Genomic DNA, 20,507 nt, shown 5'->3' with positions numbered 1-20,507 from the left:
AGGACAACACAACTTCCCTCCGCACCACACCACCAACACTTAGGACTTCCCATGACTGCACTGAACACCCCCAACCCCACTCCGTTCCCGGCTGCCTCGATCCTGGGCTACCCGCGCATCGGCCGCCGCCGCGAACTCAAGAAGGCCGTCGAGGCCTACTGGGCCGGCAAGATCGACGCCGCAGCCCTGGACGCGGCCGCCAAGGAAATCCAGCTCGGCACCGCCAAGCGGCTCCAGGGCCTGGGCCTGACCGAAGCCGCCGCGGTGCCCGGCACCTTCTCCTACTACGACCAGGTGCTCGACGCCGCCGCCCACCTCGGCGCCGTGCCGGCCCGCTTCGGGAACCTCCTCAACGCGCAGGGCCAGCTCGACATCGACGGCTACTTCACCCTGGCCCGCGGCAACAAGGACCAGCAGCCGCTGGAAATGACCAAGTGGTTCGACACCAACTACCACTACCTCGTGCCGGAAATCGGGCCGGAAACCAACTTTGCGCTGACCTCGAACCGGATCGTCGAGGAATTCGAGTACGCCCTCGCCAACGGCGTCGAGACCCGCCCGTACATCGTCGGCCCGGTCACGTTCCTGCTGCTGAGCAAGGCATCCGACGACGCCCCGGCCGGCTTCAGCCCGCTGTCCCGCCTGGAGGACATCCTCCCCGTCTACACCGCGCTGCTTCAGAAGCTCGCCGCCGCCGGCGCCAGCTGGGTCCAGCTCGACGAGCCCGCCCTCGTGGTGGACCAGGACACCCCGGCCGTGGAAATCCAGGCCGCCGTCGCCCGTTCCTACGAGGCCCTGGCCGCCGCGGCCCAGCGCCCGCAGCTTTTCGTCTCCACCCCGTACGGCGCGCTCAACGGCCAGCTCGGCACCCTCGCCGCCACCGGCATCGACGCCCTGCACCTGGACGTCTTCAAGGGCGAGGTCCCGTCCGCCGCTGCCCTGGCGGCGCTGGGAAACAAGACCCTCGTCGCCGGCGTCGTGGACGGCCACAACATCTGGCGCAACGACCTCGCCGCTTCCGCGAAGAAGATCGTCGAACTGAAGAAGTCGGTGGCCAAGCTGGCCATCAGCACCTCCACCTCCACCCAGCACGTCCCGCACGACGTCGACGAGGAAGTCCAGCTCTCCGAGCAGCTGCGCAGCTGGCTGGCCTTCGCCGACCAGAAGGCCGTTGAAGTCGTCACCCTCGCCGGTCTGCTGACCGACGAGGCAGCCGTCCAGCCCGCCATCGACGAGGCCACCCGCGTCATCGCCTCCCGCGCCGAGGCCGAAGGCGTCCGCCGCGGCGACGTCCGGGCCCGCACCGCCGCCCTGACCGGCGCCGACTTCAACCGCTCCGCCTACGCCGTCCGCGAGGCAGCCCAGGACAAGGCGCTGCACCTGCCGCCGCTGCCCACCACGACGATCGGCTCCTTCCCGCAGACCGGCGAAATCCGCACCGCCCGGGCCCGCGCCAACCGCGGCGACCTCACCACGGAGCAGTACGAGCAGCTCATGAAGGACGAGATCAAGCGCGTCGTGGAGCTGCAGGAAGAGCTCGGCTTCGACGTCCTGGTCCACGGCGAGCCCGAACGCAACGACATGGTCCAGTACTTCGCCGAGAACCTCGAAGGCTTTGACGTCACCGTCCACGGCTGGGTCCAGTCCTACGGCTCGCGCTGCACCCGACCGTCCATCCTGTGGGGCGATGTCACCCGCAGCGCCCCGATCACGGTGAAGTGGGCCGAGTACGCGCAGTCCCTGACCAGCAAGCCGATGAAGGGCATGCTCACCGGCCCGGTCACCATCCTGGCCTGGTCCTTCGTCCGCGATGACCAGCCGCTTGGCGAGACCGCCAACCAGGTGGCACTGGCCCTCCGCGACGAGATCGCCGACCTCGAGGCGGCCGGTATCAAGGTCATCCAGGTGGACGAGCCGGCGCTGCGCGAGCTCCTGCCGCTGCGCAAGGCCGACCAGGCCGCGTACCTGGACTGGTCCGTGAAGTCCTTCCGGCTCTCCACCGCAGGTGCCGCGGACGCCACCCAGGTCCACACGCACCTGTGCTACTCGGAGTTCGGCGCCATCATCGACGCGATCGACGGCCTCGACGCCGACGTCACCTCGATCGAGGCCGCCCGCTCCCGCATGGAGGTCGTCCACGACCTCGAGTCCCACGGCTTCGGCCGCGGCGTTGGCCCGGGCGTCTACGACATCCACTCGCCCCGCGTCCCGGGCGAACAGGAAGTCACCGAACTGCTCAGCACCGCCGTCAAGCACGTCCCGTCCCGCCAGCTCTGGGTCAACCCGGACTGCGGCCTGAAGACCCGCGGCTACGCCGAGACTGAAGAGTCCCTGCGCAACCTCGTCACGGCCACCAGGACGGTCCGCGCCGAACTGCTCTCAGCCGCCAAGTAACAGGCCACCAGGCAAGCAGCCGACAGGGAGCCCGCTCCACACACAAACGACGCCGGCCGGTCACCCTGGCGGTTTCTAGGGGTCGTTGCAACACCTGCTGGTTAGGTGGTCAGTAGTAAATCACGTAGACGCTCGGCTGGAGTATTCCAGCCGAGCGTCTTGCGTGGGCGTCCGTTGAGTTCCTGCGCGACGTGCTCAAGGTCTTCGGGTCCGTAGACGGACAGATCGGTGCCTTTGGGGAAGTACTGGCGCAGCAGCCCGTTGGTGTTTTCGTTGGAGCCGCGTTGCCAGGGGCTTCCCGGATCGCAGAAGTAGACAGGCATGTCGGTGGCAATGGTGAAGGATTTGTGGGTGGCCATTTCAGCGCCCTGGTCCCAGGTCAGGGACCCTCGCAGGTGCTCCGGGAGGGTGGCCATGGTTTTGACGAGTCCGTCGCGGACGGTTTCGGCAGTGTGGTCCCCGGGCAGGTGGACGAGCATCACGTACCGGGTGGTGCGTTCGACCAGGGTCGCGATCGCTGACTGGTTGTAGGCGCCGGTGATGAGGTCCCCTTCCCAATGGCCCGGCACGGCGCGGTCCTCGATTTCGGGGGGACGCTCGGAAATCATGACCATCGGATCCACGAACCTGGAGGTGCGTTGCTCGCCGGTGCGGTGGGGTTTGCGGCGGGTCCGGCCAGTGCGCAGCGCGGTCTGTATCTCGCGCTTGAGTCCCCCTCTTGCCTGGACGTAGAGGGCTTGATAAATCGTCTCTGGACTCACGCGCATCTCCGGGTTGTCGGGGAACTCTTCGACCAGGGTGTGGCTGATCTGCTCCGGAGACCAGCGTATGAGCAGTTTGTCCTTCACGTAGTCGCGCAGGTCCGACTCCCCAGCGAGCTTGGCGCTCTTGGGCCGTGCGCGCCGGGCGGCGGCCATCCGTTGCGCCCCGTGCGGCAGGTAACCCAGCCGGGGATCGGTGTTGCGGTCCAGCTCGCGGCTGATCGTTGAGGGCGATCGTCCCAGGGCGTAGGCGATCGCCCTGGTTGCAGTACCGGCAGCTTTCAGATCCCGGATCGTCTCCCGCTCCTGCACGCTCAGGAACCGCGGATCGATGGTCTTCTCCAGCGCGGCCACCGGGAGCGACGGGACCAGGGCCGGTCCGGTCGTGCCCGCGGGAGGGGTCATAGTGGTCACACCACGTTTGTAGTCGACCACCCGGCCATCCGGGTAAATGCGTCGGTCGCCGGACTTACGGATCCCGCGGTCCCACTCTTCGGCGCTCCGGAGATGTATGCCGACCACCGCGGCAGCCTTCCGCCGGTTCAACCCGGTCTTGCGCAGCCGGAAGTACTCATCCCGCCCGGGGTGAGGGCCCGCCCCCGGTTTCCCATAGCTTTTCAACCCGGCTTTACGCACCCAACCGGCGCACGTGTCGGGATTCAAACCGAGTTCCCTGGCAGCCTGCCGCGTGCCCTTGAGCCGGTCGAACACGACGAAGAACTCGTCCTTCTCCTCACGCGTGTACTTTCTCTGGCCCGCCTGCCGATTTCGCGGCTTCCCTTGAGTCAGTCCCGCTTTGCGCGCCCATTGATAGCACGTCATCTGATTGAATCCGAGCTCCGCCGCGGCCGCGCTCACACTCCCCAGCCGGTCCACCACCGACAAGAACTGGTCCTTCTGCTCCGGCGTGTACTTCCGCCGCCGGGCTGTTTCCTCCGTTAAAAACGACACGGTCGTTGCAACTCCCAAAGTGTTGGGTGTTGCAACGACCGTTAGAACCCGCCCCTCCCAGGTGACCGGCCGGCGTCGTACGTTCTTGATCATCGATTGCTGGGCAGCCGCCGTTTTGAGCACCCGGAAGGGCATCTGCGGAGCAGTCGATGCAGGATTACCGGCGACTCAGGATGCCCGGGTCAGGACTCCCAGAGGATTTCGTCGTCGACGACGCCGTCCTCATCCGCGGACGCGACGAGGACCTCGTCGGTGAAGTGCTGGCCCAGCGTGAAATCGAGGACGAAGTAGCGTTCCGGCTGGCCGGGGTAGATGCCCACGTGGCCGAGCTTGAGCGCCTTGAGGAAGACCTCGTCGGTCAGCTGGCTCTTGTCCTCGACGCCGAAGACCTTCTTGAGGTGCTCGTCCTTGATCGCGTTGCAATGGAAGTGGCGGTACTCCTGGGGACTGGTGCCTTCCTGGTCCAGTTCCTCGGCGATCATTTCGCGGACCTGGTCCACGAGTTCGGGCAGGAAGCGCAGGCGGTAGTCAACTTTATGCATGGCCGCTTCATCGAAATGGTCATGTGCGTTGACGTTCAGGTCAAGCTCCACGGTCTGGCCCGCCAGCTCATGCGTGGCGGTGAGATTATGCTCCCGTCCGTGGTTGAGCTCGACCTCTCCGAAGTGCTTGCTCGCTACCTTGTTCATATCTTCAACATAGTCCTGAAAACCGGACCATTCCAGCGTTGAAGAGTTTTCCCTACCGGAGCAATATCCGGTACCGGACCGGCGGACGGCCGCATGACTGTACATTGATCGGATGCAGCATGTAATCTCACCCGTCGGCCGTGCCCGGGCCGCGTTCGACGCCGGGACCACCCGCCCGCTCGCCTGGCGGCTGGATCAGCTGCGCCGGCTTCGGCGCATGCTCGCGGAGCGGCACGCGGACTTCGCCGAAGCCCTCGCCCGCGACCTGGGCAAGCACCACACCGAGGCGCAGCTCGCGGAGATCGGGTTCGTGGACGCCGAGGCGGCGCACCTGGAGCGGCACCTCGAAGGCTGGCTGCGGCCCCGCCGCGTGCCGGTGCCGCTGGCAGTGCGGCCGGCCCGCGCCTGGACCGAACTCACCCCACTGGGCGTGGTGCTGGTGATCGGGCCGTGGAACTACCCGCTGCAACTGCTGCTCGCCCCGCTCGCCGGCGCCCTGGCCGCGGGAAACACCGTGGTCCTCAAGCCGAGCGAACATGCCCCGGCCACGTCGGCCGTACTGGCCCGCTGGATTCCCGAATACCTGGCCGGCGCCGCCGAAGTGGTTGAGGGCGGCATCCCGGAGACCACCGCCCTCCTGGCCGAACGCTTCGACCACATCTTCTTCACCGGGGGAGAAGCCGCGGCCAAGGTGGTCATGCGCGCGGCGGCCGAGCACCTGACCCCGGTGACGCTGGAGCTCGGCGGCAAGTCCCCGGCCTACGTCGATGCATCCACGGACCTGGCCACGGCGGCCAAACGCATCGCCTGGGGCCGGTTCATGAACGCCGGGCAGACGTGCGTCGCACCCGACTACGTCCTGGCCCGGGAGGAGATCCTGGAGCCGCTGCAGGCCGAGCTGATCAAGGCCGTTACGGCGCTCTTCGGACCGGACCCGGCGGCGAGCCCGTCGTACGGCCGGATAGTCGATGACCGCCACTTCGCACGGCTCGCGGCCCTCGCCGACGCCAGCACGGTGGTGCACGGCGGACAGCACGACGCGGCCAGCCGCTACTTTGCGCCGACCCTGCTGCGCCCGGCGCCCGGCGACGCCGTCATGGCGGAAGAAATCTTCGGACCGCTGCTGCCACTGGTGCCCGTGGACGGGCTCGACGAGGCCATCGAGGAGGTCAACGGGCGCGCCAAGCCGCTGGCACTCTACGTCTTCAGCAACGATCCGCAGACGCGCCGCGCCTTCGCCGGGAGGACCTCGTCGGGGGCCCTGTGCTTCGACGTTCCGGCGGCCCACCTGTCCGTCCCCGGGCTGCCGTTCGGCGGGGTCGGCGGCAGCGGCATGGGGGCCTATCACGGGGAACATTCGGTGCGGACGTTCTCGCATGAGCGCCCCACCCTGGACAAGCCGCTGTGGCCGGACACGCTGGAACTGATCTATCCGCCGTACACCCGGACCAAGCACCGGATCATCGACGCGCTGGTGGCGCCGGTCGGGAAGCGGGCCAGGAAGCGCTGAACGCACGCCGGGCTAACGGGGGCTTCAGCTCAGTCCTTTCGCGCGGTCCCGGACCGGTGCATCGTCTCGGCCAGCAGCTCCACGAAGAGCTGGACCTGGGCCGTCCGTTTCTCGTTGATCAGCAGGGCGAAAACATTCCGTGCCAGCCGGATCTCCGGCACATCGAGGACCACCACCCCGGCAGGCCGGTGTCGCAAGGCCAGGTCGGGGACCAAGGCGGCGCCGAGCCCGGCGGCGGCCATCTCCAGGCTCGCGTGGAAGTCATCGCTGTAGGCCACCACGCGGGGGTGCAGGTTGCAGCTCGCGAAGAGCCGTTCAATCACCGTGGCGTCGGACGTGCCGGGGTGGTGCATGATCCAGGGCATGTCCGATAGGTGCGGCGCGGCGACCTTGGAATCCGTGCCGATGCCCCAGGCTGCCGGCAGCACCACGCGGAAGTCGTCGTCGCCGATCCACTGCCGGTCCACGGTGTGCGGCCAGGCGAGTCCGGACTGTCCCACCTGGTACACCAGGGCGACGTCGAGTTCGCCGCCGGTCCGCAGCCCCTGGATGGTCTGGGCCGGCTCCGCGACCGAGACACGCAGGTCGATGCCGAGCTTCTTCCAGGCCGGGTTCCGCAGGATCGGCGGCAGCACATAGGTGGCGAGGCTCGGGAAGATGCCCAACCGCAGCTCCTGGCTGGGACTCTCCTGCGCCCGGGAGGCGGCGGCCATCAGCGTCTCGATGTCCGTCAGGACCTTGGCGGCGTGCCGGGTCATGACGACGGCGGCTTCGGTCGGCTGGATGCTGCGGGCCGCGCGCTGGAACAAGGTGACGCCGGTGTCGCGTTCCAGTGCCGACATTTGCTGGGAGACGGCCGAAGCCGTGTAGCCCAACCGGGTGGCGGCGGCCGCAAACGATCCAAGCCGGATCACTTCCACAAGGGTCCGGAGATGGACGGGGTTGATCAAGGGCTGCCCTTCGCCTGGTTGGGGTCCACGGAGACGGGACCGGAATTCCCGCTTCATTGTGGCATATCCGGCCCTCCGGCGGCCGTGCCGGTCTGCGTGCTGATGTGTCTGCCGGAATGTCCGCACGGAAAGTCTGCGCTGCGCGGCCGGGCACATGCAGGAGAATCCGAGAAACCCAGCTCACGTGGCAGATGACGGCGTCACTGGCGACGGTCTGACAGCAGAACTGAAAAATTCCACATTCATACTCATCCGGCCACCCGACAGCATCGAATTGCCCATAAGAGACTTCGGGCCAGACAACAGGAGCAGATCAGTGTCGCAAGCAGCAGGGATACCGGCAGGCCGGCGCGTCGCCGTCATCGGCAGCGGAGTGGCGGGGCTGACCGCCGCGTACGTGCTGAACGGGCAGGACCGGGTAACGCTCTTCGAGGCCGACTCCCGGCTCGGCGGCCACGCCCACACCCACGATGTGACGCAGCAGAACGGACCCACGCTGGGCGTGGACACCGGCTTCATCGTCCACAACGAGCGGACGTATCCCACGCTCCTGCGCCTGTTCGCCGAGCTCGGCGTCGAAACCCAGGACTCCGAAATGAGCATGTCCGTCCGCTGCGACGGCTGCGGGCTGGAATACGCCGGCGCACGGGCCAAGGGGCGCGGGATCATTCCCCGGCCGTCCACCCTGCTGCGTGGCCGCTACCTGCGGATGCTGCTGGAAGTCACCCGGTTCCACCGTCGGGCCCGCGCACTGCTGGCCGAACCCGCCACAGGCACGGCAGCCGCCGGACACGAGCTCACCCTGGGGGAGTTCCTGGCCCAGGAGAAGTTCAGCAGCTACTTCATCTCGCACTTCATGACCCCCGTGGTCAGCGCCGTTTGGTCCTGCGACCCCACCACCGCGCTGGCCTACCCGGCCCGCTACCTGTTCACCTTCCTGGGCCACCACGGCCTGCTCGGCGTCAAGGGCTCCCCGCAATGGCGGACCGTCACCGGCGGCTCGCGCAGCTACGTCGACAAAGTCGCCGCGACCCTCCCGGACATCCGGCTCGCCAACCCGGTCACCACGGTGCACCGGCACGCCGACGGCGTCGACGTCACGTCCGCGCTCGGTGCCGGGACCGTGCGCGAGACCTTTGACGCCGTCGTCATCGCCACCCACCCGACGCAGGCCCTGCGCATGCTCACCGACGCCTCGGCTGCCGAGAGGGCCGCCCTTGGCGGCATGCCGTATTCGGTGAACCAGACGCTCTTCCACCGTGACGAGGCCGTGCTGCCGGCCAGCCCCAACGCCCAGGCCTCCTGGAACTACCGGCTGCCGTCCTGCGACGCCCGGCCGGACAAGGTCCTGGTCAGCTACGACATGACCCGGCTGCAACGGCTGGAACCCGTCGACGGCGGCCGGTACATCGTCAGCCTCGGCGAATCCGAGCTGATCGACGACGCCACGGTCCTGGACCGGATGGTCTACGAACACCCGCAGTACACCCCGGAGTCGCTGGCGGCGCAGCAGCGGATCCTCGGACTCGGCGACGGGCGGCTGGCCTTCGCCGGCGCGTACCACGGCTGGGGATTCCATGAGGACGGCGCCCTGTCCGGACTCAAGGCCGCCGCCCGGCTCGGCCGCGACTGGGACCCGGTCAACAGCGACGCTGTTAACATCGGCACGGTCAACATCGGCGCAGGGGCCGTGGACCCGGACCCCGCCCCGGCCACAGTTCAGCCGGCCGCAGTCCAGCCGGCCGCGGTGGAGGTGCCATGAGCGCGCCGGCCACCATCCATCCGGCCGCCCTCCACGGCGCGGCCATCTACCGCACTGCCATCGCCCATGTGCGGCGGACTCCGCTGCGCAACGCGTTCACCTACCGCAGCTACAGCTGGTATGTCGACGTCGACCATCTCCCGCAGCTGCCGCGCCTGCTGCGGCCGCTGGCGGGATTCCGGGTGGAGGACCACCTCGGCGATCCGGACGGCACCCTGCGCGGCAACGTGGAAAGCTACCTTGCCACCCAGGGGATAAAGCTCGACGGCGGACGTATCACCATGCTTGCCAGCGCCCGGGTGTTCGGGCACGTGTTCAACCCGCTGAGCGTGTTCTGGTGCCATAGTGCCTCCGGTGAGCTGCGCTGCGTCGTCGCCGAGGTCCACAACACGTACGGGGAGCGGCACTGCTACCTCCTCGAAACCGACGCCACGGGCAGGGCGAGTGTCCCGAAGGCGTTCTACGTCTCGCCGTTCAACGACGTCGACGGCGAGTACCGCATGAAGCTCCCCGAACCCGGCGAACGGCTCGCCGTATCGATCGTCCTGGAACGGGAGGGACAGCAGCCATTCATCGCCACCATGGACGGCGTCCGGCACGAAGCGGGCATGCGGAACATCGTGTCCGCGGCGCTCGCCGTACCCGCGGCCCCGCTGCGTGTCGCGGCACAGATCCGCTGGCAAGGCATCAAGCTGTGGGCGCGCCGCCTGCCCATCATCAAAAAACCACACCACCCTTCACAGGAGGCAGTTCAGTGACAATGACCGAAGCGACCGGATCCGGTACGGGACGGGCACAGGGCACCACGCACAGCAGCGCAGTAAACGGCAGCGCCGTCAACAGCGGGCTCGTCACCGGCAGGGTGCCGTACACCGTTCCCCAGCCTCCCGCCACCATCGACGCCGCCATCTGGCCCAGCATCGCCACGGTGCCCTCGAGCTTCAAGGCCCGTGTGGCCGGACGCGCTGCGGACGCCATCTTCAAGGCGGCCGTGCGCAGGCTGCCGCTGGAAGTCCGGTACCCGGACGGCACAGTGTTGGGCAAAGCAGCACTGGGCACGGCTCCCTCCGACCAGGTACCCGCCGGCACCGCGTCTGATGAGCCTGCCGCCGCCTACCCCGTCATGACCATCAACCGACCCGTTGCCTTCGCCACCCGCCTCGGCGACGGCGGCCTGATCGGCCTGGGCGAGTCCTTCATGGCCGGCGACTGGGACGCCGATGACCTCACAGCCGTCATGGAGGTCTTTGCCTCCCGCGTCGGCACGCTCGTTCCCGAGCCGCTGCAGAAGCTGCGCGGGCTGTACCTGCCGCGCCAGCCGCGCAGGGAACGGAACACGGAGAAGAACACCCGCTCCAACATCTCCCGGCACTACGACCTCTCCAACGAGCTCTTCGCCTCGTTCCTGGACAGCACCATGACGTACTCCAGCGCCCTCTTCCCGGAAAGCGGCGACGCCCTGCGGCACGTGGCCTGGGACGGGCTGGCCGCCGCGCAGCAGGCCAAGATTGACCGGTTGCTGGACAAAGCCGGCGTGAAGGAAGGCACCCGGGTCCTGGAAATCGGCACCGGCTGGGGGGAGCTCGCCCTGCGCGCCGCCGCCCGCGGCGCCACCGTCTACTCCGTGACGCTCTCCAGCGAGCAGCAGGAACTGGCCCGCCAGCGCGTGGCCGAGGCCGGCTACGCCGACGCCGTCACGATCGAGCTCAAGGACTACCGCGCCGTGGAGGGCGAGTACGACGCCGTCGTCTCGGTCGAAATGATCGAGGCCGTCGGCTTCGAATACTGGGCCACCTACTTCCAGACCATCGAGCGGGTCCTGGCCCCGGGTGGCAAGGTGGCCATCCAGGCCATCACGATCGCCCACGACCGGCTCATGGCCACCCGCACCAGCTACACCTGGGTGCACAAGTACATCTTCCCGGGCGGGGTCATTCCGTCCGTCCGCGCCATCGAGGACATCACCGCGAAGCAGACCGGACTGCGCGTCCGCGAACGCCTCGCCATGGGCGAGCATTACGCCCCGACCCTGCGGCTCTGGGAGGAACGGTTCATGGCCCGCGAAGACGAGGTGGGGGCCATGGGCTTCGACGCGGTCTTCCAGCGGATGTGGCTGTTCTACCTCTGCTACTGCCGGGCCGGGTTTGAAACGGGCTACCTCGACGTGCAGCAGATCGTGCTCGACTCCGCCTCCTAGCGCCGGTGTTAGAACAATCACGAATCGCTTGAGGCGGGCACCACGGTGCCCGCCTCTTTCGTGTGCCCGGACACCAGATGTAGTGGCCGGCGCCACCAATCCGGGTCCCCGCGGCGGCGGCGCGACACGCCGTCTGCGGTGCGACACGCGGGCGTGATTAATGTGGCTAACTACTCCACAGGGTGTGGATTTCGTCCGCCAAAATGGCGGAAATCCGGACATTTGGAGGGCCCCCTCCTGTGGATTAAAGGTGGGTTAAATGACATACTTGTAATACATCATCTTGGGGTCCACATGAGGCTCTTGCACTACATGTAGTATCGACATACAGTTCCAGCAGAGCATCAGCGCGGGACATCCGGAGCCGGGATTGCGCTCCACAGAAGACTTCAACAAAGGGGACAGGACCATGACCGTTACGGTTTACACGAAGCCGGCCTGCGTTCAGTGCAACGCGACCTACCGCGCGCTGGACAAGAAGGGCATCGCCTACCAGAGCGTCGACATTTCCCAGGACGCTGAAGCCCTCGAGCGCCTGAAGTCCCTGGGCTACATGCAGGCCCCTGTTGTCGTCACCGACCAGGACCACTGGTCAGGTTTCCGCCCGGACAAGATCGAAGAACTGGCGCAGGCTGCCGCCGTCGCTGTAGCCTGAAACGCCCTGTCGCCTGAAAAGCCCAGGACGCCGCTACCAGGGAAGAATTCACGGTAGATGAGGTGACCACCGTGGCTGTAAGTACTGAAGATCGGGTGGCTGCCACGGCTGACGGCGGGGAAGCGGTCAGCACGGCAGCACCGGCCACCACGACGCACTGCCGGCTCATCTACTTTTCCTCCACCTCCGAAAACACCGCACGCTTCGTTGCGAAGCTGGGCGTCGACGCCGCCAGGATCCCCCTTTACCCGAGGGACGCTCCGCTGGTGGCTGGGGAGCCCTACGTTTTGTTGCTCCCGACCTATGGGGGCACCGGGGGAGAGGGATCTGTTCCAAAGCAGGTCATCAGGTTTTTGAACGATCCGGGCAACCGGAAGCTGATCCGCGGAGTGATCGGCGCAGGAAACACCAATTTCGGGGACAACTACTGCATGGCAGGGGACATCATCGCCGCCAAGTGCAAGGTCCCGCACCTATATCGCTTCGAACTCATGGGGACGCCGGAAGACGTCAACCGCGTACAACAAGGATTGGAAGAGTTTTGGACACGACTGTCGCAGACAAAGCAGTAACTGAAGGCGCAGGCCTGCACACGGGCACCGGCACCGCCGCCGCCGCTGTTGAGAAGAAGCACGAGATGCCGGCCGCCTACAAGGGCCTGGGCTACCACGAGCTGAACGCCATGCTGAACCTCTACGGCCCCAACGGGGAGATCCAGTTCGAGGCCGACCGCGAGGCCGCGCACCAGTACTTCCTGCAGCACGTGAACAACAACACCGTGTTCTTCCACGACCTCGAGGAAAAGCTCGACTACCTCGTCAAGAACGAGTACTACGAGCGCGAAACCCTCGACCAGTACACGATGAACTTCATCCGCGAGCTCTACAACCGCGCGTACAAGAAGAAGTTCCGTTTCGAGACCTTCCTCGGCGCGTTCAAGTTCTACACCTCCTACACGCTGAAGACGTTCGACGGAAAGCGCTTCCTGGAGCGCTACGAGGACCGCGTCTGCATGGTGGCCCTGCACCTGGCCCGCGGCGACGAGAAGCTCGCCACCCAGATGGTCGACGAGATCATCGAAGGCCGCTTCCAGCCGGCCACCCCGACGTTCCTGAACGCCGGCAAGCGCCAGCGCGGCGAGCTGGTCTCCTGCTTCCTGCTCCGCATCGAAGACAACATGGAGTCGATCGGCCGGTCCATCAACTCCGCGCTGCAGCTCTCCAAGCGCGGCGGCGGCGTGGCCTTCGCGCTGACCAACATCCGCGAGGTTGGCGCGCCGATCAAGCAGATCGAGAACCAGTCCTCCGGCGTCATCCCCGTGATGAAGCTCCTTGAGGACAGCTTCTCCTACGCCAACCAGCTCGGTGCCCGCCAGGGCGCCGGTGCCGTGTACCTGCACGCGCACCACCCGGACATCTACCGTTTCCTGGACACCAAGCGCGAGAACGCGGACGAGAAGATCCGCATCAAGACTCTCTCGCTCGGCGTCGTCATCCCGGACATCACCTTTGAGCTCGCCAAGCGGGACGAGGACATGTACCTGTTCTCCCCGTACGACGTCGAAAAGGTCTACGGCATGCCGTTCTCCGACGTCTCGGTCACCGAGAAGTACTACGAGATGGTGGACGATTCCCGGATCAAGAAGACCAAGATCAAGGCGCGCGAGTTCTTCCAGACCCTCGCCGAGATCCAGTTCGAATCCGGCTACCCGTACATCATGTTCGAGGACACCGTGAACCGGGAAAACCCGATCGACGGCAAGATCATCATGTCCAACCTGTGCTCGGAGATCCTCCAGGTCTCCCAGCCCACCACGTACCACGATGACCTGTCCTACGACCAGACCGGCAAGGACATCTCCTGCAACCTGGGCTCGCTGAACATCGCCAAGACCATGGACTCGCCGGACTTCGGCCTGACCATCGAGACGGCCATCCGGTCGCTCTCGGCCGTCTCGGACATGTCCAACATCACCTCGGTGCCCTCGATTGCCCGCGGCAACGACCAGAGCCACGCCATCGGCCTCGGCCAGATGAACCTGCACGGCTACCTGGCCCGCGAGCGGGTCCACTACGGCTCCGAAGAGGGCCTGGACTTCACCAACATCTACTTCTACTCCGTGGTGTTCCATGCGGTCCGCGCCTCGAACCTGCTGGCCATCCAGACCGGCCAGACCTTCGGCGGCTTCGAGAAGTCCAAGTACGCCTCCGGCGAGTTCTTCGACAAGTACACCGAGCAGGAATGGGTCCCGCAGACCGAGAAGGTCGCGGAGCTGTTCAAGAACATCCACATCCCCACCCAGGATGACTGGCGCGAGCTGAAGGCCTCCGTCATGGAGCACGGCATCTACAACCAGAACCTGCAGGCTGTGCCGCCCACCGGCTCAATCTCGTACATCAACAACTCCACCTCCTCGATCCACCCGGTGGCGTCCAAGATCGAGATCCGCAAGGAAGGCAAGTTGGGCCGCGTGTACTACCCGGCGCCGTACCTGACGAACGACAACCTGGAGTACTACCAGGACGCGTACGAGATCGGCTACGAGAAGGTCATCGACACGTACGCGGCCGCTACGCAGCACGTGGACCAGGGCCTGTCCCTGACGCTGTTCTTCAAGGACACCGCCACCACGCGCGACATCAACAAGGCCCAGATTTACGCCTGGAAGAAGGGCATCAAGACCATCTACTACATCCGTCTCCGCCAGCTTGCGCTGGAAGGCACCGAGGTAGAGGGCTGCGTCAGCTGCATGCTGTAGCTTCAACTAAATCGTGACAGTACGACGGCGGGCGCCCGCCCGCCGTCGTACGCTTTTACTAAGAACTAAACCCAACATTTAGGGGATGACATGACCGAGAAGGTCAAGCTGCTTAGCCACGTCGAGGCGATCAACTGGAACCGCATCCAGGACGACAAGGACGTGGATGTCTGGAACCGCCTGGTCAACAACTTCTGGCTGCCGGAAAAGGTGCCGCTGTCCAACGACGTGCAGTCGTGGGCGACGCTGACCCCGGACGAGCAGCAGCTCACCATGCGCGTGTTCACGGGCCTGACCCTGCTGGACACCATCCAGGGCACCGTCGGCGCCGTCTCGCTGATTCCGGACGCGCTCACCCCGCATGAAGAGGCTGTCTACACGAACATCGCGTTCATGGAGTCTGTGCACGCCAAGAGCTACTCCTCCATCTTCTCCACGCTGGCCTCCACCAAGGAGATCGACGAGGCGTTCCGCTGGTCCACCGAGAACGAGAACCTTCAGAAGAAGGCCCAGATCGTCATGGACTACTACCAGGGCGATGACCCCCTCAAGCGCAAGGTGGCCTCCACGCTGCTGGAGAGCTTCCTGTTCTACTCGGGCTTCTACCTCCCGATGTACTGGTCCTCCCGGGCCAAGCTGACGAACACGGCCGACCTGATCCGCCTGATCATCCGCGACGAGGCCGTCCACGGGTACTACATCGGCTACAAGTTCCAGAAGGGCCTGGAGAAGGTCTCCGAGGAACGCCGGCAGGAAATCAAGGACTACACCTTCGAGCTGCTCTTCGAGCTGTACGAGAACGAGGTCCAGTACACGCACGACCTCTACGACTCCGTCGGCCTGGCCGAGGACGTCAAGAAGTTCCTGCACTACAACGCCAACAAGGCCCTGATGAACCTGGGCTACGAGGCCATGTTCCCGGCTTCCGTCACCGACGTGAACCCGGCCATCCTCTCGGCCTTGTCGCCCAACGCTGACGAGAACCACGACTTCTTCTCGGGTTCGGGTTCGTCGTATGTGATTGGCAAGGCTGTCAACACTGAGGATGACGACTGGGACTTCTAGTCTTGACACGAAGACTGGCCTAGTTGGCGGTGTGTGTGAAATTCGGAGCTAGTTGATTTCTTTCGGACCAAGTTGGACCAATTCTGGTCAACCTGACCTCGGTGCAACTTGGTACGAATCTGGCGCCTCAGGTGAGATGGCGCGTAAGTGGAAGAACCCGTCCCGACCTATGTGGGTGCACTCTTCCTCGTCCAGTCAGAAGTCTTCCACTGAGGGCAAACAGCCATCCGGCCCTGACGATGCCATCGGGGACAACGGCTCTGAGCGGGGGAGCGCGGTGGTGGAATTCAATTTTCTGTCTTTGCTGCTGATGGTCCCGCTGGCCTAGTTCGGACCAATGGTCTGGTTGTCCAGTATGTCCGTAGATTAACAATTCCTTTTCGAGATATTCAGTAACGTAGCAATTGCTAATTTCGAACCGGCGGAGCATTCCACTGGCTACTCGGCGGCGCTTCCGCGGGAGCAGAACTGGCGGATCGCCGCGCTGCAGGCGTTGCGGTAAGGACGATGACCGTGGCGGTGGCGGAACCGGCGCGAGTGGCGCCTGGGCTGGGATTGTTGGGATGGGATAGGCCCGCGTGCCGAGCGGCCTCTGGCTGAGGTTGCCGCGTTCACGGTGGGAAGACCTCCCTCAACTCCCGGCTGTGCAATCAGCTCAGTGGCAGAGGTTGTCGAGGGTTTCCTGGGCAGCCTGTTCCATCTGCGTACCGAGCAGGTCGATGCGGCTTGCGGTTGCCGGGTCCTGCCAAGGCATCGGCCGAACTGCCATGGCCATCGTGACCTGGCTGCCGCCGTCGGCGCTCGTGACGGAAATACTCATGTAACCAAATATCGCCCCGTGATGGCCGTAGCGGAATTCGCCGGAACATGCGTCAGGAAACCGGCTTAGACCGAGCCCGTATTCCGCGAAGCCGGCCTTCTTCTTCATTTCCTCCAGCATGGCGGGGGAAAGCAGCTGGCCCTGGAGGAGGGCCCGGTAGAAGGTGTTGATGTCCTGCGTGGTGGAGATGACGCCGCCTGCGGGGGAGCCGACCCAAACCTCGGCCTGGGTGACATCGACCCGTTCGCTGCCATCCATGATGTAGGCGTGGATGTTGTCCGGAGCCCCGCGGTCTGGTTCGGCCAGCGACGTGTGCTGAAGTCCCAGAGGGGCAAAGATGTCTTGATTGAGCACGTCGGCGACGGGACGTCCGCGGAGCTTTTCGATCAGCTGGCCAAGAGCCAGGTAATTGGAGTTCGAGTAAGAAAAGCGGTCCACATTCTTGGACTCCCACGGGAGCGTGGCGGCCAGCTCGAGTCCCCGCTGCAGGCTGAGCCGCGTGTTCATAACCTGCTGCAGTGGTTCCGCCTCGTGTTCTGCGTCTCCGTAGTCGGGCATGCCGGAGTTGTGGTCCAGCAACTGGCGGACGGTGATCGGTCCGGGCGGCCGCAGCGTGGTCCGGAAACTCTCCAGGACGCCGTTCACCGGGTCATCGAGCCCAATGAGTCCCTGGTCGACGAGTTTCAGGACGGAGACGGCGACCATCGACTTCGTAATGCTGGCTACCGATACCCGGTCCTGCGGCTGGGCCGGGTCATTGGTATCTAGGCTTCGCACCCCGTAGGCCTTGGACCATTCCCCGCCAGGCCATCGCAGGTGCACAACAAAGGCCGTCGCACCACCGTCCATGAAGTGCTGGACCCTGCGTTCCAGAGAATCAGTCGCTGCCTGGATCGCGGCGGCGCTCGGCGGAGTCGGCCCGGAAGGGGCCGGGCCGGGAGGGGCTCCCACGCAACCGCTCACAGCGACAAGCAAAACCGCGGAAAACGCGGCACCGATCAGACGAAGACGCGTCCGCCACCAAGCAGGCAAGGCACCCATGAACATCCTTTTACGCTCAAATGTGTCTTCTGGATAGGCATGGCTCTCAAAGTCCCTCCGCAGGCAGCCTGCTGAGTCGGCCAAGCCCGGTCTGAGACCGCCTCCTGGTCAGGGCGTTGCTGAGTACCATGGCGATCAAAGTTCTTCGCTTTGGCATCGATGCAGATCAGCGCGCAATGGTCGCCGGTTTCGTCAGGAATCTGGACGGGCATCTCAACAGTTTGAAAGGAAATGCTGCGCCTCCTAGTCGTAGAGTCGAGCCTTCCGCCGCCCAGGTCCGATTTGCTAACTTACAGGCGGAAAGCCGGTCTGACAGGTTGTTAATGTCCGCGTGAAAAGGCCGTAACCACAAGGACCGATTGTTAATCTTTGGCCGTATTGGACACTGGTTGTCCAGTACGCTCGAAGATTAACAGGTCCGCGTGTAGATTTTCCGCACTTTAACAATTGTTAATTTCGGACCGCCTGGAAGCGTCAGCAGCCTAGTTTTCCGCCTGCTCGGTTCCTGGAATAGGGGAGACAACTACCACGCTTCGAGGCTTCTCCTGCAACCGAATTGCAGCACTTGCTCAAACGAGAGGCCAGCAAGGCGAACTGGCCGATCTCCTGGGGAGATTCCTAGATGCTGTGACAGGCGGAGCGCCGTGATTCGTCGCCTGTTCTCGCATTCTCGGGTAGGGACAGGCCGGTGTTTATTGCCGTCGGACCTCAATGTCGCGGTGGTTCTTCTCGACCCAGTCGGCCATCCGGTTGCCCCGCCGCGCTATGAACTTCAGCGAGGCTTCCTGAACCCTGACGTACTCGTCCTTCGTGACCGGGACGCCGAGGCGCGTGAAGACCTTGTCCTCATCCTCCTCGAGGAAGAAGTCGATCTTCCCCTCCGGCGTCACGAGATCCTGGAAGTGGAAGAACTCCACGAACTTCTCGAACGTACAGAAGAGTTCGAAGAAGTCCCCATAGTTAGTGGTGACGTCGGCGAGGGGGCTGCCTGGCTCCTTGGCGTAGTGGCGCCGGATGCATTCCAGAGTCAAGTCCATCCGGTCCGCAATCCGTATCCGCATTCCCCTGGCGGTGTTGAGGGTGGGCAGGTGTATTGTCCTGACGGGCCAGATCATGGCGCTGCCGATCGTGTACGGCGGGTCGAAATAGCGGCGCTTCTGCTCCTCACTCAACTCGGCCTTAGCCTCGACCAAGGCCTTGGGCTTCCCCCACCTGGTGTAGGAGTTCGTGATGGCGTCACTGCCGACCGTGAACCACTTGTCGGGCGTCTGCTCGAACATCAGGTAGTTTTTCCGACGCACCTTGGGAACTTCCGAGACCGCCAGTTCGAACAGCTGCCCCTCGCATAGCTCCTTCTTCCAGAGCAGCTGATGGTCAGCCTTGAGCCGCGGACTATGGGAGTCCGGGTCCCTTCCTGGAGGCGTGGTGTCGAGCAGGTAGTTGAAGGCAATGTCGAAGACGCGCATGGAAGGAAGTCTATGTGCCCGCCTTTTGCGAACCGCGGAACCTGCAGCTGAAACAACTGCACGGTCGCGCAAGCACTTGGATGATAATCTTCGGCGGCATTGGGCTCCTCCAAGGACCCGCGGCCACCCCTTTAGCCAATCCCTTGGTGAGAACCTGGCGCCGGGCCTGCAGAGCATCGGGCCGCCTACGACAAGCTTCGCCCTGATTTGCTCTGGTTGATGAATTCCCCTATATCCACGCCTTCCCACACGGGCTAGCCTGGCTCCGCTTCAGTGTGCTGCGTGCTGATCGAACGCGAACTAATCAAGCTGCTGACCATACTTGGCCTGATCAACCGCGCTCTCCCTGTATGGCCGTCCGTCCTACCGCGTCCCGCTGGCGGGCATCTGCTGGTGCGCACAACACTTGCGCCGCTTCCCGGGCAGTGAGGCCACCCTGCCCAGCGCCGTGACTCTGACGTTCGAGGCAGTACGTCAGCTTGCCCTCCATAAGGTCAAACGCCGCCGACCCCCTACGCGGACCGGCAGTCCTGGTATTTATCTATCTGGATGACGTCAGCGACGGCCGTGTCTTCAACGGCCTCTTTTTCGGCCGACATCTCGACTGTGTGGTTGGTACTGTGCCGGAAGGCCGCGGGCGGGTTGGCGGTCTCGGCTGCGAACTCAGGAGCATCTCCGTTCACGGTTGGGACCTCTGGCTCGCTCAGCTTCGGGCGGAACAATCGCTGCGCAAGCCGTTTCCCCCCGGGCACGACTTTGGTGTCCCACAATGCTCTGCCCTTGGTGTCCCACAACTTAGTCGCACCCGGAATGAGGTAATTTTTCGTCAACGGAATCACGTACTTGTCAATGAGAAGCAGAGTGCGGTCGAAGTTTTGCTGGCGACGACGCTCTTCGGCCTCTTCTTCGCGCCTGCGGCGCGCCTCGTTCTCGCGGCTCGACCGCTCGTCGGCTCTAGGCTGGTTGGCCGGCTTCGGACGCCTCGGGTTCCCGTATTGAACTTTGAGCGTACCGTCATCGTTCCGGGCGCCGCCCGGGCCCAGCGAATCGAAGGAGATGGGGTTTCCGTCCTTATCGTGCTTCGGAACGTCTACAGCACTTCCTGGAACTCCGAATTGTCAATATTCATCGCGCCTCCAATAAGCTCATGGATGAGCTTATACCCTGCGCCGACTATGCTGGCCGCCTCATTAAGGCTCGCTTCATCCGTGTAACGGAGCGATCCAGGCCGGGCTAGACAATATGAAGTGTGGTGGTTGCCTGAAGTAGGACTGGAACCCCGGGTTCAAAGAGATTCGTGGGTTGCCGGCCCACGGTCTGTTCCGCATTCTGGTGCGGGTGTGGACTGGTAGAGCCACATTTGAACGTCTGGAGGTTCCAGCCATGAACAAGCGTACCTACGTCGGTTTGGATGTCCATGCGCGCAGTGTCAAGGGTTGCGCGATCGACCGCGAAACCGGTGAAATTCTGCGCCAGAGCCTGAGCCTG

The 20,507-nt window shown here is 64.6% G+C and carries 15 protein-coding genes and 1 pseudogene; 9 read left to right on the top strand and 7 right to left on the bottom strand.

The genetic code is table 11. The features are described 5' to 3' along the window. Positions 1–51 precede the first annotated feature (51 nt). The gene (metE, locus tag AC1DRO_RS10585) at positions 52–2,394 is read left to right on the top strand and encodes a 5-methyltetrahydropteroyltriglutamate--homocysteine S-methyltransferase (RefSeq protein WP_476950775.1); all 2,343 of its coding nucleotides are present in this window, start codon (positions 52–54) and stop codon (positions 2,392–2,394) included. A gap of 101 nt (positions 2,395–2,495) precedes the next feature. Here the strand turns inward: metE and AC1DRO_RS10580 are convergent, their stop codons facing one another. From AC1DRO_RS10580 to AC1DRO_RS10570, 3 genes and pseudogenes are all read right to left on the bottom strand, one after another. Then, positions 2,496–3,701, bottom strand: a complete 1,206-nt coding sequence (locus tag AC1DRO_RS10580; RefSeq protein ID WP_476950903.1) for an IS30 family transposase — start codon at positions 3,699–3,701, stop codon at positions 2,496–2,498. A 249-nt stretch (positions 3,702–3,950) separates the two neighbouring features. After that, a pseudogene (locus tag AC1DRO_RS10575) lies at positions 3,951–4,199 on the bottom strand (transposase); the annotation flags it as partial. A gap of 89 nt (positions 4,200–4,288) precedes the next feature. Continuing rightward, on the bottom strand, positions 4,289–4,795 hold the full coding sequence (locus AC1DRO_RS10570; RefSeq protein ID WP_026537142.1) for a DUF2004 domain-containing protein: 507 nt from the start codon (positions 4,793–4,795) through the stop codon (positions 4,289–4,291). Between the two features lie 112 nt (positions 4,796–4,907). On the opposite strand from AC1DRO_RS10570, the gene AC1DRO_RS10565 reads away from it, so the two are divergent. Then, positions 4,908–6,305 carry an aldehyde dehydrogenase family protein gene (locus tag AC1DRO_RS10565; RefSeq protein WP_476950774.1) on the top strand — a complete coding sequence of 466 codons (1,398 nt, stop codon included), beginning with the start codon at positions 4,908–4,910 and terminating at the stop codon, positions 6,303–6,305. 29 nt (positions 6,306–6,334) lie between these two features. Here AC1DRO_RS10565 and AC1DRO_RS10560 read toward each other — a convergent pair whose 3' ends face one another. Continuing rightward, entirely contained in the window at positions 6,335–7,255 is a 921-nt protein-coding gene (locus AC1DRO_RS10560) for a LysR family transcriptional regulator (protein WP_028277881.1), read from the bottom strand. 316 nt (positions 7,256–7,571) lie between these two features. On the opposite strand from AC1DRO_RS10560, the gene AC1DRO_RS10555 reads away from it, so the two are divergent. From AC1DRO_RS10555 to nrdF, 7 genes are all read left to right on the top strand, one after another. After that, positions 7,572–9,017, top strand: coding sequence for an NAD(P)/FAD-dependent oxidoreductase (locus tag AC1DRO_RS10555; RefSeq protein ID WP_476950773.1), 1,446 nt, complete (start codon positions 7,572–7,574; stop codon positions 9,015–9,017). Then, complete coding sequence (locus AC1DRO_RS10550) at positions 9,014–9,775, top strand: DUF1365 domain-containing protein (RefSeq protein ID WP_476950772.1); 762 nt, start codon at positions 9,014–9,016, stop codon at positions 9,773–9,775. The genes AC1DRO_RS10555 and AC1DRO_RS10550 overlap by 4 nt, the downstream gene beginning before the upstream one ends. After that, positions 9,772–11,214 carry a class I SAM-dependent methyltransferase gene (locus AC1DRO_RS10545; protein WP_476950771.1) on the top strand — a complete coding sequence of 481 codons (1,443 nt, stop codon included), beginning with the start codon at positions 9,772–9,774 and terminating at the stop codon, positions 11,212–11,214. The genes AC1DRO_RS10550 and AC1DRO_RS10545 overlap by 4 nt, the downstream gene beginning before the upstream one ends. Before the next feature lie 409 nt (positions 11,215–11,623). Continuing rightward, positions 11,624–11,869, top strand: a complete 246-nt coding sequence (gene nrdH / locus AC1DRO_RS10540) for a glutaredoxin-like protein NrdH (RefSeq protein ID WP_018773329.1) — start codon at positions 11,624–11,626, stop codon at positions 11,867–11,869. A 167-nt stretch (positions 11,870–12,036) separates the two neighbouring features. Continuing rightward, positions 12,037–12,441, top strand: coding sequence for a class Ib ribonucleoside-diphosphate reductase assembly flavoprotein NrdI (nrdI, locus tag AC1DRO_RS10535; protein WP_476950902.1), 405 nt, complete (start codon positions 12,037–12,039; stop codon positions 12,439–12,441). Between the two features lie 65 nt (positions 12,442–12,506). Further along, the gene (nrdE, locus tag AC1DRO_RS10530; RefSeq protein WP_026537148.1) at positions 12,507–14,627 is read left to right on the top strand and encodes a class 1b ribonucleoside-diphosphate reductase subunit alpha; all 2,121 of its coding nucleotides are present in this window, start codon (positions 12,507–12,509) and stop codon (positions 14,625–14,627) included. Positions 14,628–14,717: 90 nt separating this feature from the next. Next, the gene (gene nrdF / locus AC1DRO_RS10525) at positions 14,718–15,692 is read left to right on the top strand and encodes a class 1b ribonucleoside-diphosphate reductase subunit beta (protein WP_223916933.1); all 975 of its coding nucleotides are present in this window, start codon (positions 14,718–14,720) and stop codon (positions 15,690–15,692) included. 655 nt (positions 15,693–16,347) lie between these two features. On the opposite strand, the gene AC1DRO_RS10520 is transcribed toward nrdF, so the two are convergent. The 3 genes from AC1DRO_RS10520 to AC1DRO_RS10510 all read right to left on the bottom strand — a co-directional run bounded on the left by AC1DRO_RS10520 (position 16,348) and on the right by AC1DRO_RS10510 (position 19,702). Further along, positions 16,348–17,553 (bottom strand): serine hydrolase domain-containing protein, encoded by a 1,206-nt coding sequence (locus tag AC1DRO_RS10520; RefSeq protein ID WP_476950770.1) that lies wholly within the window; start codon positions 17,551–17,553, stop codon positions 16,348–16,350. Between the two features lie 692 nt (positions 17,554–18,245). Next, complete coding sequence (locus tag AC1DRO_RS10515; protein ID WP_476950769.1) at positions 18,246–19,019, bottom strand: DUF6994 family protein; 774 nt, start codon at positions 19,017–19,019, stop codon at positions 18,246–18,248. 512 nt (positions 19,020–19,531) lie between these two features. Beyond that, entirely contained in the window at positions 19,532–19,702 is a 171-nt protein-coding gene (locus tag AC1DRO_RS10510) for a hypothetical protein (protein WP_476947055.1), read from the bottom strand. Positions 19,703–20,507 lie beyond the last annotated feature (805 nt).

Source organism: Arthrobacter sp. P4_F11, from assembly GCF_056401395.1.
The sequence above is the reverse complement of the archived record's forward strand: the minus strand, read 5'-3'. Positions and strand labels throughout refer to the sequence as shown.

Bases quoted from the DNA above. Each gene is read 5' to 3' on its own strand.
- AC1DRO_RS10520 (WP_476950770.1), bottom strand. From the start codon at position 17,553: ATGGGTGCCTTGCCTGCTTGGTGGCGGACGCGTCTTCGTCTGATCGGT.
- AC1DRO_RS10570 (WP_026537142.1), bottom strand. From the start codon at position 4,795: ATGAACAAGGTAGCGAGCAAGCACTTCGGAGAGGTCGAGCTCAACCAC.
- nrdH (WP_018773329.1), top strand. From the start codon at position 11,624: ATGACCGTTACGGTTTACACGAAGCCGGCCTGCGTTCAGTGCAACGCG.
- AC1DRO_RS10565 (WP_476950774.1), top strand. From the start codon at position 4,908: ATGCAGCATGTAATCTCACCCGTCGGCCGTGCCCGGGCCGCGTTCGAC.
- AC1DRO_RS10550 (WP_476950772.1), top strand. From the start codon at position 9,014: ATGAGCGCGCCGGCCACCATCCATCCGGCCGCCCTCCACGGCGCGGCC.
- nrdF (WP_223916933.1), top strand. From the start codon at position 14,718: ATGACCGAGAAGGTCAAGCTGCTTAGCCACGTCGAGGCGATCAACTGG.
- AC1DRO_RS10515 (WP_476950769.1), bottom strand. From the start codon at position 19,019: ATGCGCGTCTTCGACATTGCCTTCAACTACCTGCTCGACACCACGCCT.
- metE (WP_476950775.1), top strand. From the start codon at position 52: ATGACTGCACTGAACACCCCCAACCCCACTCCGTTCCCGGCTGCCTCG.
- nrdE (WP_026537148.1), top strand. From the start codon at position 12,507: ATGCCGGCCGCCTACAAGGGCCTGGGCTACCACGAGCTGAACGCCATG.